This window comes from Agrobacterium sp. 6Ca8, from assembly GCF_055382765.1.
Genome location: NZ_AP026434.1, coordinates 1,695,721 through 1,711,726 on the forward strand (window position 1 = coordinate 1,695,721; position 16,006 = coordinate 1,711,726).

At 56.7% G+C, this 16,006-nt stretch carries 14 protein-coding genes; 3 read left to right on the forward strand and 11 right to left on the reverse strand.

Annotated elements, in window-relative coordinates:
- The first annotated feature begins 6 nt into the window (after nucleotides 1-6).
- Nucleotides 7-903 carry a ribokinase gene (locus ACZ5A6_RS21870; RefSeq protein WP_013762216.1) on the forward strand — a complete coding sequence of 299 codons (897 nt, stop codon included), beginning with the start codon at nucleotides 7-9 and terminating at the stop codon, nucleotides 901-903.
- A 31-nt stretch (nucleotides 904-934) separates the two neighbouring features.
- On the opposite strand, the gene ACZ5A6_RS21875 is transcribed toward ACZ5A6_RS21870, so the two are convergent.
- Genes ACZ5A6_RS21875 through ACZ5A6_RS21900 form a run of 6 tightly spaced genes read right to left on the reverse strand, consistent with a single transcriptional unit; the run spans nucleotide 935 to nucleotide 6,624 of the window.
- Entirely contained in the window at nucleotides 935-1,705 is a 771-nt protein-coding gene (locus tag ACZ5A6_RS21875; protein WP_003518260.1) for a glutamine amidotransferase, read from the reverse strand.
- Between the two features lie 25 nt (nucleotides 1,706-1,730).
- Complete coding sequence (locus ACZ5A6_RS21880) at nucleotides 1,731-2,798, reverse strand: phosphotriesterase family protein (protein ID WP_076845324.1); 1,068 nt, start codon at nucleotides 2,796-2,798, stop codon at nucleotides 1,731-1,733.
- Between the two features lie 4 nt (nucleotides 2,799-2,802).
- On the reverse strand, nucleotides 2,803-3,807 hold the full coding sequence (locus ACZ5A6_RS21885; protein ID WP_003518264.1) for an ABC transporter permease: 1,005 nt from the start codon (nucleotides 3,805-3,807) through the stop codon (nucleotides 2,803-2,805).
- Complete coding sequence (locus ACZ5A6_RS21890) at nucleotides 3,804-4,613, reverse strand: ATP-binding cassette domain-containing protein (protein WP_013762213.1); 810 nt, start codon at nucleotides 4,611-4,613, stop codon at nucleotides 3,804-3,806. The genes ACZ5A6_RS21885 and ACZ5A6_RS21890 overlap by 4 nt, the downstream gene beginning before the upstream one ends.
- Nucleotides 4,610-5,563, reverse strand: a complete 954-nt coding sequence (locus ACZ5A6_RS21895; RefSeq protein ID WP_019566852.1) for an ABC transporter substrate-binding protein — start codon at nucleotides 5,561-5,563, stop codon at nucleotides 4,610-4,612. Before ACZ5A6_RS21895 ends, ACZ5A6_RS21890 begins: the two co-directional genes overlap by 4 nt.
- 35 nt (nucleotides 5,564-5,598) lie before the next feature.
- Complete coding sequence (locus tag ACZ5A6_RS21900; protein ID WP_013762211.1) at nucleotides 5,599-6,624, reverse strand: LacI family DNA-binding transcriptional regulator; 1,026 nt, start codon at nucleotides 6,622-6,624, stop codon at nucleotides 5,599-5,601.
- A gap of 527 nt (nucleotides 6,625-7,151) precedes the next feature.
- Between ACZ5A6_RS21900 and ACZ5A6_RS21905 the strand changes: the two genes are divergently transcribed.
- Nucleotides 7,152-7,439, forward strand: coding sequence for a hypothetical protein (locus tag ACZ5A6_RS21905; protein WP_112292331.1), 288 nt, complete (start codon nucleotides 7,152-7,154; stop codon nucleotides 7,437-7,439).
- A gap of 108 nt (nucleotides 7,440-7,547) precedes the next feature.
- On the opposite strand, the gene ACZ5A6_RS21910 is transcribed toward ACZ5A6_RS21905, so the two are convergent.
- The 5 genes from ACZ5A6_RS21910 to ACZ5A6_RS21930 all read right to left on the reverse strand — a co-directional run bounded on the left by ACZ5A6_RS21910 (nucleotide 7,548) and on the right by ACZ5A6_RS21930 (nucleotide 13,760).
- The gene (locus ACZ5A6_RS21910) at nucleotides 7,548-7,817 is read right to left on the reverse strand and encodes a DUF1488 family protein (RefSeq protein WP_111804685.1); all 270 of its coding nucleotides are present in this window, start codon (nucleotides 7,815-7,817) and stop codon (nucleotides 7,548-7,550) included.
- The gene (locus tag ACZ5A6_RS21915; RefSeq protein WP_111800146.1) at nucleotides 7,814-8,107 is read right to left on the reverse strand and encodes a hypothetical protein; all 294 of its coding nucleotides are present in this window, start codon (nucleotides 8,105-8,107) and stop codon (nucleotides 7,814-7,816) included. The genes ACZ5A6_RS21910 and ACZ5A6_RS21915 overlap by 4 nt, the downstream gene beginning before the upstream one ends.
- Nucleotides 8,108-8,714: 607 nt before the next feature.
- Nucleotides 8,715-10,667 carry a putative bifunctional diguanylate cyclase/phosphodiesterase gene (locus tag ACZ5A6_RS21920; RefSeq protein ID WP_162693354.1) on the reverse strand — a complete coding sequence of 651 codons (1,953 nt, stop codon included), beginning with the start codon at nucleotides 10,665-10,667 and terminating at the stop codon, nucleotides 8,715-8,717.
- 159 nt (nucleotides 10,668-10,826) lie between these two features.
- Entirely contained in the window at nucleotides 10,827-11,507 is a 681-nt protein-coding gene (locus ACZ5A6_RS21925; protein ID WP_112682744.1) for a DUF2161 domain-containing phosphodiesterase, read from the reverse strand.
- A 309-nt stretch (nucleotides 11,508-11,816) separates the two neighbouring features.
- Nucleotides 11,817-13,760, reverse strand: coding sequence for a methyl-accepting chemotaxis protein (locus ACZ5A6_RS21930; RefSeq protein WP_112682743.1), 1,944 nt, complete (start codon nucleotides 13,758-13,760; stop codon nucleotides 11,817-11,819).
- Nucleotides 13,761-14,357: 597 nt separating this feature from the next.
- On the opposite strand from ACZ5A6_RS21930, the gene ACZ5A6_RS21935 reads away from it, so the two are divergent.
- On the forward strand, nucleotides 14,358-15,953 hold the full coding sequence (locus ACZ5A6_RS21935; protein ID WP_003518320.1) for a peptide ABC transporter substrate-binding protein: 1,596 nt from the start codon (nucleotides 14,358-14,360) through the stop codon (nucleotides 15,951-15,953).
- Nucleotides 15,954-16,006 lie beyond the last annotated feature (53 nt).

Sequence of the window (16,006 nt, forward strand, 5' to 3'; positions counted from 1 at the left end):
TTTTTCATGCGTGCCTTCGTCATCGGCAATATCGCGCTCGACGAAACCTATTCCGTTTCCGCCCTGCCGGAAGCCGGGGCTTCGATTTTCGGCCGGCAGGCCTTCCGCGATCTTGGCGGAAAAGGCTGCAATCAAGCCATTGTCATGGCTCGATGCGGGCTCGATACCACATTGACTGCTGCTGTAGGTACAGATGACAGGTCTGCGACCATCCGCGCCCGCCTTGCAACCGAACCTCTGACCGCCGACCTCATTGGCATGGATGGGCAGACCAGCGATCTCTCCATCATCTTCAATACGCCCGATGGTGAAAACAGCATCGTAACGACCACTGCCTGCGCACAATCCCTGACCCCGGAAGACGTGGCCGGAACCCTTGGTACAGCCAGCCCCGGCGACCTTCTCGTCGTGCAAGGCAATCTGGGTGAAACAACCACCCGTCTCGCACTGTCGCAGGCAAAGGCAACGGGAATGATCACCGCATTCAATCCTTCACCTCTCCAACCCTGGTTTGAAAGTCTCTGGCCGCTCACGGACATCGCTTTCCTCAACCGCGGCGAAGCGGCCGCCCTGACCGGGGATACCGGCTCGACAGCGATAAAATTGCTCATTTCAGCCGGTGTCCGCCAGGTCATCCTCACCCTTGGCGGCGAGGGTTCGATGCTGGGCACGACAAACCAATGCCTGACCGTGCCCGCCGAAAAAACTGGCGTTGTCGATACGACGGGTGCTGGCGATTGCTTCATGGCCGTCACGCTGGCCTCCGCCGCGTTGAGAAACGTCAGTGTGGATGAACGGGCGTTGAGGCATGGCGCAAAGGCATCTGCGCTGACCGTCAGTCGTCGGGGCACGCTTTCAGCCTTTCCCGATATCCTTGAGCTCGCGGATATTTTGTCCAACTGACGATCCTCTCCACCGATACATGCCGCCGCGCTCAGCGAGCTTCTGTCAGCCAGCCCAGAATGTTTTTCCACAAACGGCCGTAGCCCTGCCATTCGCAGAAGGCGGGAGAGAGCCAGTGCGGACCAATGTCGGATGTCCACGCCGCTGTCCGACCCTGGCCAAAAACGCCGGTGACCAGAAGCGGATGACCGCCCTGCTCGGCAGGCAGGCGGGCGACCACGTCCACATCCGCGCGCTCGCGCACCTCTACCTCATTGACACCGAGGAGAAGCGGCCATTCGCCGGAAAGACCTGCAACGGTGGGATGATCCGGCATCAGAATGTCGGCCGTCGATCCTTCTGGAATTTCAACGCGGTCATCCCATGGCAGGCAGGTCACGGGAAGCGTATCTTCCACGGGGGTGCGACGCCACCGGGCCTTGCCATCGATACCCTGGAACGAGAAATATCCGCCAACCATCAGCAGGCCGCCACCCTTTTCGACCCATGCCTTGAGAAGCTTCAGACGGTTTGGAACGGTTTTCGAGTGCAGCCAAACCGCAGGCGGCAAAAGCAGCGAATTGGCACCGATGTCAGAGAGGATGATCGCGTCATACGCATCCAGCCCCGCCATATCGAAGGGAAGTTTCTCGACAGCATCATGAGCCGTCAGGTAGGTCAGCTCGTATTCACTACCTTCGAGCGCCTTTACCAGAGGTTCCGCGCCCAAGTGAAAGGTGACGCTGCCGAACTGGTCGAAGCCCTTGTAGTGAGTGGCGGAGCTGACCCAGCTTTCGCCCACGAGAAGTATTTTCTTTGTCATTTTTCGTTCCATTTCTATGGGTTCGTCACGTCTTCGCCTGGAAGACCGAGCGCGGGTTATCCCGCATGAGGATTTGCAAGGTGAGGTCATCCAGACCATGCCGCTTCAATCGCGGCAGGAAATGCTTGAGGATATAGGCGTAACCATTGCCGCCATACCGCGTCAGCATCATCTTCAGGAAAACATCGTGGGAAAGCAGGATGCGGTCCAGATATCCGCGCTCCACCAGCTGGACGATGGCTTTGGCCGCTTCGTCGTCACTCGGGCATTGGACCTGCTGATCGGCATAGAAGAAATCCATGCCGATCATGTCGTATTCGATGAAGGCACCGCGGCCGGCAAGTTCTCCCTGATAGCCAAGGTCATCATGCGACGGGTTCATGTGACACAGAACGGTGTGACTGACATCCGCGCCTTCCTGCTCGACTACATCGAGAACCCTATGACCCAGCCTTAACCAGCCCGGAAGATGCACCATGAGGGGCAAACCTGTACGGGCCTGCGCCCTCGCCGCACCCCGCAGCGATTTTTGCTCCTCGGGGGTGAAGTCCGAGGACACACCGATCTCTCCGATCAGACCGATTTTCACGCCGGTTCCGTCGACGCCCTGAAGCGCCTCGTGAACGATTTCATTGGCGATGTCGTCGATGCCGAGCGCTGCCACTTTCTCAGGATGAGAGGAGGCCAGATAATAACCCGCCCCCATCACGATGTTGAGCCCGGTCGCCTCGGATATCCGCCTGAGGGCAAGCGGATTTCTGCCGATACCCTGGCAGGTCGGCTCCACCACCGTATGGCCGCCCTGAGCGGCGAATTCATGCAGTTCTTTAATCGCAAGCGGCTCATCATCCAGCGTGATGTTGTGCTTGTTGACGAAGGGATCCTGGCGAAGTTCGCCGAGGATTTCCTGGCAGACCAAGCCCTCTGCCAGATATTGCCGCTCAGGCGTTTTCGGGGCGTGCCACCAGCAGCGGCAATCGTTGAGAATATGCTCGTGCATCAACGTCACGCCGAGCTTTTCCACCGGGACGGGACCGGCAACCGTCATGAAATTGCCGGAGCGAATATGGCCTTTCGAGAGTTCATCCACCATGGCCTCAACCCTTTTTTCTGGAACCCAAGCGGAAGTTGGTGGTGAAGATGCGTGTGTTGAGCCAGATAGCGGCAAGAATGATCGCGCCCGTGACAATCTGTGTGAAAAAGGGCGAAATATGCATCAGGATCAGCCCGTTGCCGATCACGGCAATGGTCATGGTGCCAAGCACGGAGCCGAGAATGGTTCCGCGTCCGCCCATCAACGATGTACCGCCAAGCACAACCGCTGCCACGACTTGCAGCTCAAAGCCGACAGCAGCATTTGAGGAACCCGAGCCGAGGCGTGACGCGATCAGCAGCCCAGCGATTGCGGATGCCACGCCTGCCACCAGATAGACCGATGCAAGGATCCATTTTGCCGGCATACCCACACGACGCGCAGCCTCCAGATTGGAGCCTACCGCCACGACCCGGCGTCCGTAGCGGGTGGACGAAATGACCACATAGGCCACGACAGTGATGAGGATACCGATCAGCGCCGGCACCGGGAAACCGAACAGGTCTCCGCGACCGAGAAAAAAGAAGCCGGGCGCATCCGGAATAGGCACCGAATACCCTTGGGTGATATAGAGTGCGACCCCTCGAAGGATGGACAAGCCTGCGAGCGTAACGATGAAGGCCGGAATGCCCTGATAGGCAATGAACCAGCCCTGCAAGAGACCAAGCACGGCTCCGAGCATGAGCATGGCGACCAGCACCAGAGGCCAGGGATAGCCCGCCGCCATGAGGATGGCACCGACGGCGTTGATCAGCGCAACCATGGAGCCGACCGACAGGTCGATGCCGCCGGTGATGATGACAAGCGTCATGGCGACGGAAACGATGAGGATGGGAGCGGCCTGACGCACGACGTTCAGCAGGTTGCCTGCCGTTAGGAACGTATCCGTGCTTACGGCAAAGAACAGCATGCAGGCGATGAAAAAGGCCGTTATGGACAAGACCTGCGCGTTTTCGGCGATGAAATCGGCGACGGGTGAGCCCTTGGCGCGTTCAGTGTAGACGGTCAATGGCGACCTCCCACGATCAGTTTGACGAGGTCTTCGAGGCTGGTTTCGTTGATCTGCCGTTCGGCGACCTTCGTTCCCTCGTACATGACGGCGATGCGATCACACACGCGGAACAGATCCTGAAGACGATGAGTGATGAGGATGACGGACACGCCCTTGGCCTTGACCCGGTTGATCAACGCCAGAACGGCCTCCACCTCTGCCACGGCAAGCGCCGAAGTGGGTTCGTCCATGATCAGGACCTTGGGATTGAAGGACGCGGCACGGGCGATTGCGATTGCCTGCCGCTGTCCGCCGGAGAGTTTTTCCACCTTGGCCGTCAACCTTGGAATACGGATTTCCAGCGCGTCGAGCATCTTGCGGGCCTCGGCCAACATCGTCTGCCGGTCGAGGAACGGACCCTTGGTGATCTCGCGCCCAAGAAACAGGTTGCCGATCACGTCTATATGGTCACAGAGGCTCAAATCCTGAAAGACCATCTCGATATTGCGATTGCGCGCATCGGCGGGACCGGAGAAACGGACCTCTTCCCCTTCGAGCGTAATGGATCCTTCATCTGGAATGTAGGTTCCGGAAATAACCTTCGTCAGCGTCGATTTTCCAGCCGCGTTGTCACCGACAAGGCCCAGGCATTCACCGGGATAGATGTCGAGATCGACGCCGCGCAGCGCCTGATGTGAACCGAAGGTTTTTACGATACCGCGAAGCGAGACGCGCGGTTCTTGCGCCGCACCGGAGAGATGCTGGGGGAGAATATCTCCCCCAGCGCCGGTGACAGCGGTTGGGTGCTGTCCGCCGGCGATCATTTGAAGACCGCCCGGTAGGGCTCGACATTGGCCTTGGTAACGATGGTCACGGGCACGGCAATCGTCTTTTCGACACTGCCACCATCAGAAACAGTCTTCAGCGCCTTGACGGCCGCAGCACCCATGGCCGCCGGGTCCTGCTGGATGACACCCGCGACATAACCGGCGTCGATGCCAGCGATCGCCTGCTTGGTCAGATCCCAGCCGAAGACCTTGATGTCCTTCTGCTTGCTCTGGCTTTCGACGGCAGCGACGGCGCCGAGAAGGGCCGGTTCACCCGTTGCGTAGATTGCGGTCATATCCGGATTGCCAGTTATGAGGTTTTCCGCCGCGGAAAGAGCCGTATCCTGCACGTTCTGTCCGTCAACGACGCCAGCCGCCGTGATGCCGGGCTGATCCTTGAGCGTGTCCTCAAAGCCCTTCTGGCGGATATTCTGTATGAATGAGTTGAGGGCCCCGACGACGCCGATCTTGGCCTTGCCGCCCATGTCTGACTTCACATAGTCGACGAAGAACTTGCCCATGTCGGCACCAGCCTTGGCATTGTCGACGCCAATCTGTGCCTTCTGAGGCCCTTCGGGCAATATTGCGTCGATAGCGACCACTGGGATGTTCGCTTCGGCGGCCTGCTTTACCGCAGGCATGATGCCGTTGACATCAATGGCAACGACCGCGATCCCATCGACCTTCTGCTGGATATAGGTCTCGATGGCGCTGTTTTGCGCAGCCGGATCGTTATTGGCATTGAAGATGACGAGCTTGACGCCCGCTTCCTTTGCCGCCTTTTCCGCACCCTTGTTCATGTCGTTGAAAAAGATGGCCTGCTGGTTGATCTGCACCAGGGCTATCGTCTTTTCCGCGGCACCGGCAATGCCGGCGGAAAGCGTCGCCCCGGCCAGAACGGTGGCGGCAAGGGCTGCGGAGAAATATCTGCGTTTGATTATTGTCATTTGCGTTCTTCCTCTGTTGGTTTTGTCCGTCGCAATTATTGTTTCGACGGCGGCGCAACGGAGCTCCGCACGACGATTTCTACGGGAAGCAGCTCTTCCGGATGGGCCGGAGTTTCCTGTTCCCAATTGGTTTCGGCGAGCAACGACAGGGCGCGCTGGCCAATGGCCCTGACCGGCTGGCGAATGGCGGTAAGCGGCGGATCGAACAGATGCAGCGGGCCGACATCGTCGAAGCCGATCATCGACACGTCCTGCGGAATGCGCACACCCTGCGCCCGCAAGACTTCAATCATCCCGATGGCGATTTCGTCAGAGCTGGCGAAAATTGCCGTGGCGGGACGGCCTTCGGAAAGAAAACGCAAGGCCGCCTCGCGACCGAACTCCGCAGTATAGTCGCCGCAATAACGCATGATCGACGGCTCGGAGCCGCAATGTGTCCGCAACGCTGCCTCCAACCCAAGGAAACGCCGCTGCGTGCTGAGCATCTCTGCCGGGCCGCCGACATAAAGCACGCGTTCGTGGCCATATCCAGCAAGGTGTTCGCCGGCCAGGCGGCCACCCTGTTCATTATCACAGAACAGCTTCGGCACGGATGCCCCACTGACGTCTTCATCGACCACAACGACTTTGCCGGTGGCGCTGATAAGCTCGGCAAGCTCGTCCGTATCGGGGTGGTTGGTAACGAAGACCAGCCCGTCGACATGGTTGCGGGCAAGAAGCCGCAGATAGGACAGTTCGCGTCCCGGCCGGTTCAACGTTGCGAAAAGCGATACGGCAAGACCGCGCCTGTCTGCCTCCTCTTCCACTGCTGCAACCAGCATGCCGAAGAACGGGTTGCCGATATCGGGAACGACGAGACCGATCGTATCGGAGCGCCCACGGCTCAGACGCCGGGCATGCGGGTTAGGAACATAGTTGAGCTGGCGAATGGCGTCTTCGATGCGGGCCTTCGTGTCCGCAGGCAATTCCAGCGAGCCGTTGAGCAGCCGCGACACCGTGGCGACGGAAACACCCGCGGTGCGGGCAACATCCTTCAGACTGGTCGCACGATTTGGCGCCATCATTCTTCCCGTTCCTGTTCCCGTGGGCCTTTGGCCTCTTGATAGGCTTGTAAAGCGATTTACTAAACCGGTTTACAAGGAAATCCAAAACTTGCCCCCTGTCAAGATCATTTGGTGAGGCATTCGAATTTTGGCATATCGGAGACTTTTGCGGCCTTCCGACGGACAAAGGCCATCGCAGGAAGAGTGACGGCGCTCCTCGCCTTCACACAGAGGTGTCTTCGATCAGCACCTCTGATTATCAGGATTGTTTCATTGCTAAACGAGTGAAACGGGTCCACTGTGTTTGTTCCAGCAGCTGTAGTACGGGCGCTGCTGTTTAAGGGTTGAATACCCTGGCCCCGACAAAGGAGGACGCCATGTCTTCCATATTCCACCAACCGACAAAACAGAATCTCGCAACGCTGGCTGGCTACGTCTTGTCTGCGGCAAGTGTGGCGCTGATCGTTTACATCCTGATCGGCGCGTAGTTGCGATAACCGGCTGTAACTGTGCAGGTTTTAACGCAACGGAAAGCGGTGTTGGACATGATCGAAAGAACCACAGAGACCGAAATCACATTCACGCATCCGTTCCGTCTGGAGGCCCTTTCGGAACCCTTGGGAGCGGGCACTTATCGCCTGGTCATAGACGAGGAATTGATAGAGGGCCTCAGCTTCACGGCGTATCGCCGCGTGGGAACCCATCTAGAGATTCCCGCGATCGCTGTCGCCATGAACCGCCGCCAGTTCCTTCAGGTGTCACCAACTGAAATCGATGATGCATTGGCTCGCGACGTCGCAACCGCAGACGCCGGCCCGCGCGCCATTCCATGATACCGCAATGGTCGCGCACCTAAAGTGCGTAGCAGTTTTACGCCCGGAAAATGCGTAAAAACAAATAGCGAGAGCACGTCAGACAATTTTGTTTAAACAGGATGTGCTCTAGCCGAAGTCGGAAGGCGTCAGGACGTTCAGATTGCGCCGGTACTTGGCATACACCTTCTTGGCAGCCTCGTAGATCGGCGTGCGCATTGCGTCAAAAGACGAAAGGCATTGGGCTTCCGACATGCCTGTTGCATGCACGCCGCCCTTGGCGAGTGCAGCGGCTTCGACAAAAAACCGGATTTCGAACATGCCGTCATGGCCGAAAAACCGCACAGCTCTACGCACATCGTCAAAACTGCGGGCCGAGTTGGGGAAAGCCAGTGTCATGCTTCACACCTGCTGCGTTCTTCCCTTCGCAAAACGTTACGACGATTGAGTGAAAGCATACCATCGGTTGCTTCCGATATGCTGAGTTCAGTCAGCCTGCGGCCACCCACCCGTACCGGCACACCGGTGAATACATGATATATGGTCCAGGTTTGATCCCTCTCGATCCTTCTTCCATATTGGGAGTCAAGCGTATCGGCGACGGAAGTCCCGCCTTCGTTCTCCCAAACTTCGATCCTGAGCGCCTGGCGTCTTTGGTCGTTATAACTATTCATGGTCTTGCCTTTCATCCGAGGCTTCAGCGCGGCTTTGATCCGCGTGGAGCCGGTTTTATTCTACATTGCGACTGCTGCGTTCCTGTCTCTCGGTCGAAAGCCCCTATCGATCGGAGTGGTGTTTGAGCCAGACATCCCTAAGGACTAGATGCGGTGTCGTGTCCAAGTGGCACCAAGAAAATCCATGAGCGAAACGACCAGATGCCGTGAAATGGCACTGGAGAAATGCAGATAGTCTGCGTTGTGCAACTGATGGCAGCGCAATCGCCCGTCAACCTGCATGCTCGTGACGCAACAGGTGACATCTCGGTGATTACCGCAAAGAAATACGGCACCGTCAGCGCAAACATTCACTAAATGACAACGAAGAAGAGGCGGTGCCTCTCTGACACCGGGGAGCCGTGCTGCCAACACAACGAAGCTTATACTGCGCCTGGATTGCGCGGAAAACAAGGCGGACGCTAAAACCTGCCGGGCATACAAAGCAAACACGTCTATTCAAAGCACGCATTTCTACGCCACGATAGAAGTAGCCGAGCCCTGTTTTCCTGTCCTTCCCCGGATCAACATCAGCAGGCAGGCATCGCAGCCGGAAAATCGGGCCCGAAAAACCCAGGCCACTTTAGGCTGATAGGATCATGCGCTTTTTTTCCTGTCTGGAAAGAAACTCACGGACATCCTGTTCTCGTAGTGGCGCCGCATAGATATAACCCTGCACCAGCGTAGCACCGAGACCTTCAAGGGCCGCGAGTTCCTCCCGTGTTTCGACCCCTTCCACCACGCATTCCAGCCCCATGTCGCGGCTGAGCGTGAGCAGCGATTTCACGATTTTGTAGCTGGCTGGCTTTTCGTGCAGATCCGTGACGAAGCTGCGGTCAATCTTGATCTTGGTGAGGGGCAGAGCGTGCAGCCGTGTCAGGCTGGAATAACCGGTGCCGAAATCATCAAGCGAAATGCCGCAACCGAGCCGCCGCAGCATTTCGACCGACTGCCTGACCTGTTCGAAATCATGCGCAAAGGCCGTTTCGGTAATTTCAAGGTCAATACGTGTTGCGTCGAAGCCGCTGTTTTCGATGATGCCGATCAATGACAGCACGCCTTCGCAGGAATTGAGGTCATGGGCCGAGAGGTTGAAGGATAGTCTAAGGGATGGCTCCCATGCCGATGCGGAAACGAGAGCGGCTCGAAGAAGAGGCCGTGTCAGCGAGCTGACGATACCGGCCCGCTCGGCAATGGCGAAGAACTGGGCAGGCGGGACATGCCCAAGGACCGGGCTGTGCCAGCGCGCCAGTGCTTCAAAACCCGCAGCTCTTCCATCGCGTATGTCGACGATCGGTTGGAACACGACTGAAAGCTCATTTTCTATCTCTTTCTGCTTGAGCAGATGTTCGATACGGGCTTCGATATTGATCTGCTTTTCGTGCTCCGCATCGAATAGGACGGCATCGCCCCGCCGGGTTTTCTTGGCGTGATACAACGCATAGTCCGCGCGGTCGAAAAGTTGCTCAAGCGTCAAAGCGAGGCACGGAAATACGGCTATCCCCATGGAAGCAGCGACATGCACCGTTCCCTCGGGCAGATGATAGGGCGCCCTCAACCGTTCCGAGATCACGTTCGCATTTACGACGAGTTGCGCATCATCAGGTATGATTGGGGCAACGATCGCAAACTCATCTCCCCCAAGGCGGAATGCCTTGCTGGTCGTCAGAGTTTCGGTGAGACGTTTGCTGACGTTGACGAGCAGCCGGTCGCCTACGGAATGGCCGTAAAGGTCGTTGACCGGCTTGAACCCATCAAGATCGATAACGCCAAGCGCCAGTCGCGTTCCCGCCACCCTTGCTTTTTCGATTTCGGCTTCGAGATGGGCGAAAAAGGCGCGGCGGTTGGGCAGTTCCGTCAGGCTGTCGATATTGGCAAGCAGCAGGTTCTCATTGTTCAGCGCTTCCGTGCGCTGCTGCGAAACAATCATGCGCTCGAAATTGCGGTAGTTGGTCAACAGGATGGACATCATGCCAGCGCAGACCAGAAGGACATTGATGGCAATGGCGATGAATGTCGGTTGCCTTGAGGCCAAAAAGAAGATGATGAAGGCGCCGTTGACGATGGCCGTGACCATGAAGGCGGCCGAACGCACATACATCAGACAGAAGATGCAGGAGATAACGGTAATCGCCATGTAGAAGGCGACATGAGACTGCGTATAGGCGTCCCCATAGGGCACCAGCAAAAAAGACCAGAGCGTGAATATAATGGCGATACCGGCTGCCAAGCGATTTGTGCGCTGAAGCGCTGCATGGGCCACCTTCGGCGGGGGATCGATACCGCGGGTTCTCCACCAGAATGCAACCCTGACGGTGCAGCCGAGTGTGAAAAAAGCGGGAATTCCAATGGTGAGCCAAAACGGCGCCAGTTGCAGATGTGTAGTGGCCAGCGCCCATGTACTTGAAATCAGTATGAAATACATCATCGGCATCTGCCGCGTGAAAGCGCGATATTGCGCTTTCAGCAGGTCCGGATTGTCGGACCGGACAGACATAAAATACAGCAATTTCTGTTTGGCGCCAAGTATGTTCATTTGCACGACTCATCGAGTACAGAGTCGGTTATTTATCAAGTCCGTATTACATCATCGGAAATACACAAGGTAAATCAAGAGGAAATGAAATCAACTCCAAGGTGTGCAGTCATGTTTTTACATAATCTGCGGCAAATAAGCTCTATTGCTGAATAGAAATCAGCTGGGTACGACGATCGTTGCCGGCGTTTCTTGTTGCGGCCATCGCAGTAGCGCCTCCTGTCCGGCAGGGGTCAAGCCATAGACGCCTCTATCCAGACGTTCAAACCAGCCATAGACGTTTGCAAGCAAGATCTTTCCGGCATCCGGTATGCCGGATCTGACCTGACGCACGCGCAGGGGCCCTGATGCCAACGCCAAAGCGCAGCCGAGTGCCTGTTGGCGGTACGCGGTCATGATTGGTGCGCGAGTGCTTCCACCCACCGCCGGATCTCCGCGTCGCCTCTTGTGTTCACGTATCAATCGCGAACGCCGTTTTGGGTTGGTTCGCGGCATCGGTGATATGGAACTGACGATAACGCTGACGTCGCCAACATCGGAAATGCCGAGCATGCCGATCCCGAGCCTGCGGCAGAGGTCGCGGTAACGTTTGTCAGCCTCGCGGCCCTTGCCCTTGGCTGAGACCCGCGCCGCAATCCAGACCTCGTCTGCCATAGCCGCGCGATCAACCGCCTGCAAAATAAGCTCCAAATTGAAGCTCAGTTTCAGCTCGCAGATGACGACAACAGGCGGATCGTTATCGCTCAAGCCCACGAGGTCGCAACTGCCAACCTCGCCTTTGACAGTGTAGCCCGCTTCCTCGAGGAAACTTTTGACGGGCAGATAAAGCGAAGTTTCCATGTACCCGCAGATTAAAGTGACGAACCAGGCCCTAGATATATCGATCCGACTGCGCAGAACAACCGCTATAACCACCAATGCGGTTGCAAGTTGTCGGTGATGCGGGCAATCGCCAATAGTACCGGAATGATCAACTGGCACTTCTCCACGAAAGCGGACGCTTTTTGGGGTAGATACGATCAAAAATCGTCACGGATTCGATTTGCGATCGGCAAGACACCGGCGATCAGAGTCCAATCGCCGGTGCAAGTGTTTAAAACAATGCTTTCAGTCTCTCATCAGACGTCAGGCGTGAAAGACCCGCATTTATCAAAACTCTTCCCAGTTGTCCGGCGATGTGCTCAGGGCAGCATTGCCGGAGAACGCAGCTTTAATCTTTCCGCCGAGTGCACGCGCAGGAGAAACTGCAGGCCTGTCGGCGGACGAGGCTGCGCGAACCGGTGCGGAGATGTCGCTGTAACCACCTTCTGACAACTTGAACCGAGCGAGCAGTTGGTTGAGCGACGAAGCCTCGCGTGCAAGCCCGTGGCTTGCCGCCGTGCTTTCTTCCACCATGGCAGCGTTCTTCTGGGTGTCCTGGTCCATCTGGTTCACAGCCGTATTGATCTGCTGGAGACCAGAAGATTGCTCCTGTGCCGATTCCGCGATCGCCATCACGTGACGGTTGATTTCCTGTACTTCCGTGACGATGAGTTCGAGTGCCCTGCCCGTTTCGCCAACCAGTTGCACACCCTGCTGAACCTGACTGTTCGATGTCGTAATGAGATTCTTGATCTCCTTGGCGGCACCGGCGGAACGCTGTGCCAGTTCGCGAACCTCTTGGGCAACAACCGCAAATCCCTTGCCCGCCTCACCGGCACGGGCAGCTTCCACGCCTGCATTCAGCGCCAGAAGGTTGGTCTGGAAAGCGATCTCGTCGATCACGCCGATAATGTTGGAAATCTCATCAGCGGATGAAGCAATTTGCTCCATTGCCGTGACAGCTTTCTGCACCACTTCTCCCGACTGTTCCGCCCCCACTTTTGCACGACTGACAAAGTGGCCCGCTTCTTGCGCCCGTTTGGTCGAGTCTTTCACCGTCGTGGTGATCTCTTCCAGTGCAGCAGCTGTCTCCTCGACGGCCGCTGCCTGCTGTTCCGTACGCTTGGCCAGATCGTCGGCTGCGGCCCTGATCTCTTTCGCGCCGGAGTCGATGCCGCGCGCGTTCTGCGCCACCTGGTTCAGAGTCGATTGCAGCTGTTCCGCTGCCCTGTTGAAGTCGCCGCGAATACCGTCAAGGCTGGACACGAACGGCTGAGCGATCCGGTAAGTAACGTCGCCCTGAGCGATCTTCGAAAGGGCAGCAGCAAGGTTGTCGACGGCGAATTGCACGTCGGCAGCTTCTTTCGCCTTCTGTTTCTCGCGCTCTATCCGGTCCTGCTCTGAAGACGACCGATGGTTTTCCGTTTCATTCTCAAGCCGGAGGCGCTCAATGGCGTTCTCGCGAAATGCCTGAACAGCAGCGGCCATCTGGCCGACTTCATCCTTGCGGTCCATACCTTCGATTTCGCTGGCTGTATCGCCTGCCGCCAACGACCCCATCCGCTCGCGAAGCCGCGCAATCGGGGTGGTAATGCCACGCGAGGAAATAAGCAGGCCGAGCGCGATCAGTGCCAGGGAAACAAGTGCTATGCTGACCAGAGCGGTCCAGATTGTCGTGTTGGTGCTGGCCGTGAGGCGCTCTCTCCCATCGTTCATCACCTGGATCAGTTGCTCGTTCCCCGCGCTGATTTTCGGTGAGACTTCAGTTATTTTTCGAAGGACGTTAAGCGCCATCTGCTGAGCTTCAGCATTTTTTCCCGCCTGCATGAGAGCGATGACCTGATTGCCGATTTCCTCAACCTCGGCAACGCCCTTGAGGATATCACGAGCGGCATCCGTCCGGGCCGGCACCAGCTGCATGATTTTATTCTGCCGTTCTTCCAGTTGCTTCCGGTCGGCCTTGAATGTTTTGACAGCGGCCTCGAAATCACTGCTGGTCGAGTCATTGAGGCTGGCGCGAAGCATCTGCATGCCGAGTGCATTGAGATTGCCGCTGGTTCGGGCGTTCAGCACCGCAGCAAGCGCCTCATTGGCGATGAAATCGCTGTAAACATTGTCGGTATTTTTATACTGCAAGCTGACGTAGCTGATTCCGGAAAGCGACATCAAACTCATCACTGATATGACGAATAAGACCTTTGTTTTTATTTTGGTATTCTTCAGGAAAGACATGAATAGCCTCAGGGCAAGCGCTCCTCCAGCTGTCCGCGCAGGAAGCCAGGGAAACAAACAATGGAACATCGCGGGTAGCTGTGCCCCTCCTCATAGGGCGACAAGCGGATATCCGCTCCGGGCCGCCAAAGGCTGGGCGCGTTGGATCCACTCGTTCTACCAGCCCCGCCGATGAAACTTTGGAACCTGCGTATTTTAGATTTCACAAAATTACTAAATGAAGTGTTACCCGGCATATGCAAACGATGACATGTATGATGCCGTAAACTTACTCGGGCTTTGCTTTTCGACGGGTTGCGCGCTTTCGCGAGCCGGACTCGAAAGAGAAGATTATCCTCGCCGTTTCAGCACTGCTTGATGCTGGCGGCATCGGTATTTTCACGAGGATATCGATGGGGCCGACGGCTTCCCGCATCGATTTAACCGTCCCGGAGGTCGCGTCACGCGAGGCAATGTCCAGCGTGCGGGCCATGGCTTTGCCCTTATTCTGTTCGATCAGCAGTCACGGTGTATGCATAAACTCACAATTTATTGTGGTTGCCCTTCGGAGCAATTTGGCCTTGTTTGTAGACTCACACTCTTCACGGGAGGGAAATTATGTCGATAAAAACAACAACTCGCGCCACGCTGCTGGTAGGATCGCTTCTGATTGGCGCAAGTTCCGCACTTGCAGAAACAGTTCTTCACCGCGGCAATTCCGGGGAGCCTCAGACGCTAGATCAGGCACAGACCTCGATCAATATCGAAGCCTTTATCCTCAAAGACCTTTATGAAGGTCTCACCATTTACGATGCTGCCGGCAAGATCGTTCCCGGTACGGCGGAAAGCTGGACGCTGTCTGAGGATGGTACCGTCTACACGTTCAAACTGCGTGCAGATGCGAAGTGGTCGGATGGCACTCCGGTAACGGCTGGAGATTTTGTTTTCTCCTATCAGCGCGTCGAAGACCCGAAGACCGCAGCAAAATATGCGAATATTCTCTATCCGATCAAGAACGCCGAGAAGATAAACAAGGGCGAAACTTCGGTTGACCAGCTTGGCGTCAAGGCCGTGGATGACAAGACCCTTGAGATCACACTCGAGCGCTCAACGCCGTTCTTCCTTGAACTCCTTGCCCACCAGACAGCTCTGCCGATCTCGAAGGCAAGCTTTGACAAGAACGGAACCAACTTCGTAAAGCCGGGCGTCATGGTCTCGAACGGTGCTTACAAGCTTGAAGCGCATGTTCCCAATGACAGCTTGACGGTGGTCAAGAACACCAACTTCTGGGACGCATCGAACACCAAGATTGACAAGGTCATCTTCTACCCGATCGACGACCAGGCCGCATCCGTTCGTCGTTTCGAAGCCAAGGAAATGGACCTCGCCTACAACTTTTCCGCGGACCAGATCGACCGTCTGCGCAAGGCCTATGGCGAACAGGTTCACGTTTCGCCGACGCTTGCGACCTATTACTATACCTTCGACACGCGTGAAGCGCCGTATAATGATGTCCGCGTCCGTCAAGCCCTGTCCATGGCAGTCGACCGCGATTTTCTCGCCAAGGAAATCTACAGCGGTTCGCAGGTTCCCGCCTACTCCATGGTTCCTCCGGGCATGGACTCCTACGGTGAGCCTGCGAAAGCAGAGTTTGCGACGCTGTCGCAACTCGATCGTGAAGACGAAGCCGTTAAACTCATGAAGGAAGCCGGTTACGGCGAGGGCGGCAAGCCGCTTTCCGTCGAAATTCGCTACAACACCAACCCGAACCATGAGCGCGTCGCCACCGCTATTGCGGATATGTGGAAAAATACCTTTGGCGCCAAAGTGTCACTGGTGAACCTCGACGTCGCCTCGCATTACGGCTACCTGCAGGAAGGCGGCAAGTACAACGTAGCGCGTGCAGGCTGGGTTGCCGACTATGCGGATGCGGAAAACTTCCTCGCCCTTTCGGTATCCTCCAACAAGACCTTCAACTACTCGAAGTTCAATAATGCCGAATATGATGCGCTGATGCAGAAGTCCTATGACGAAAAGGATCCTGCTGCGCGCTCCAAACTGTTGCACGAGGCAGAAACCATCCTCATGAAGGAACAGCCGGTTGCTCCGCTTCTCACACAGGCGGACCTGTGGCTGGTTTCCAACCGCGTGAAGGGTTGGGAAGACAATGCTGCTAACGAACACCTCAGCCGCTTCCTGAGCGTTTCCGAATAAGCAGTGCTGGCACGGTGGCCGAAACCACCGTGCCATGTCGGAGCCTGAAAATC

Excerpts from the sequence above, each read along its gene's own strand:
- ACZ5A6_RS21905 (WP_112292331.1), top strand. The coding sequence starts at position 7,152 with ATGATCGAAAGAACCACAGAGACCGAAATCACATTCACGCATCCGTTC.
- ACZ5A6_RS21870 (WP_013762216.1), top strand. The coding sequence starts at position 7 with ATGCGTGCCTTCGTCATCGGCAATATCGCGCTCGACGAAACCTATTCC.
- ACZ5A6_RS21915 (WP_111800146.1), bottom strand. The coding sequence starts at position 8,107 with ATGAAAGGCAAGACCATGAATAGTTATAACGACCAAAGACGCCAGGCG.
- ACZ5A6_RS21900 (WP_013762211.1), bottom strand. The coding sequence starts at position 6,624 with ATGGCGCCAAATCGTGCGACCAGTCTGAAGGATGTTGCCCGCACCGCG.
- ACZ5A6_RS21880 (WP_076845324.1), bottom strand. The coding sequence starts at position 2,798 with ATGGTGGATGAACTCTCGAAAGGCCATATTCGCTCCGGCAATTTCATG.
- ACZ5A6_RS21930 (WP_112682743.1), bottom strand. The coding sequence starts at position 13,760 with ATGTCTTTCCTGAAGAATACCAAAATAAAAACAAAGGTCTTATTCGTC.
- ACZ5A6_RS21920 (WP_162693354.1), bottom strand. The coding sequence starts at position 10,667 with ATGAACATACTTGGCGCCAAACAGAAATTGCTGTATTTTATGTCTGTC.
- ACZ5A6_RS21910 (WP_111804685.1), bottom strand. The coding sequence starts at position 7,817 with ATGACACTGGCTTTCCCCAACTCGGCCCGCAGTTTTGACGATGTGCGT.
- ACZ5A6_RS21875 (WP_003518260.1), bottom strand. The coding sequence starts at position 1,705 with ATGACAAAGAAAATACTTCTCGTGGGCGAAAGCTGGGTCAGCTCCGCC.
- ACZ5A6_RS21890 (WP_013762213.1), bottom strand. The coding sequence starts at position 4,613 with ATGATCGCCGGCGGACAGCACCCAACCGCTGTCACCGGCGCTGGGGGA.
- ACZ5A6_RS21925 (WP_112682744.1), bottom strand. The coding sequence starts at position 11,507 with ATGGAAACTTCGCTTTATCTGCCCGTCAAAAGTTTCCTCGAGGAAGCG.
- ACZ5A6_RS21895 (WP_019566852.1), bottom strand. The coding sequence starts at position 5,563 with ATGACAATAATCAAACGCAGATATTTCTCCGCAGCCCTTGCCGCCACC.
- ACZ5A6_RS21935 (WP_003518320.1), top strand. The coding sequence starts at position 14,358 with ATGTCGATAAAAACAACAACTCGCGCCACGCTGCTGGTAGGATCGCTT.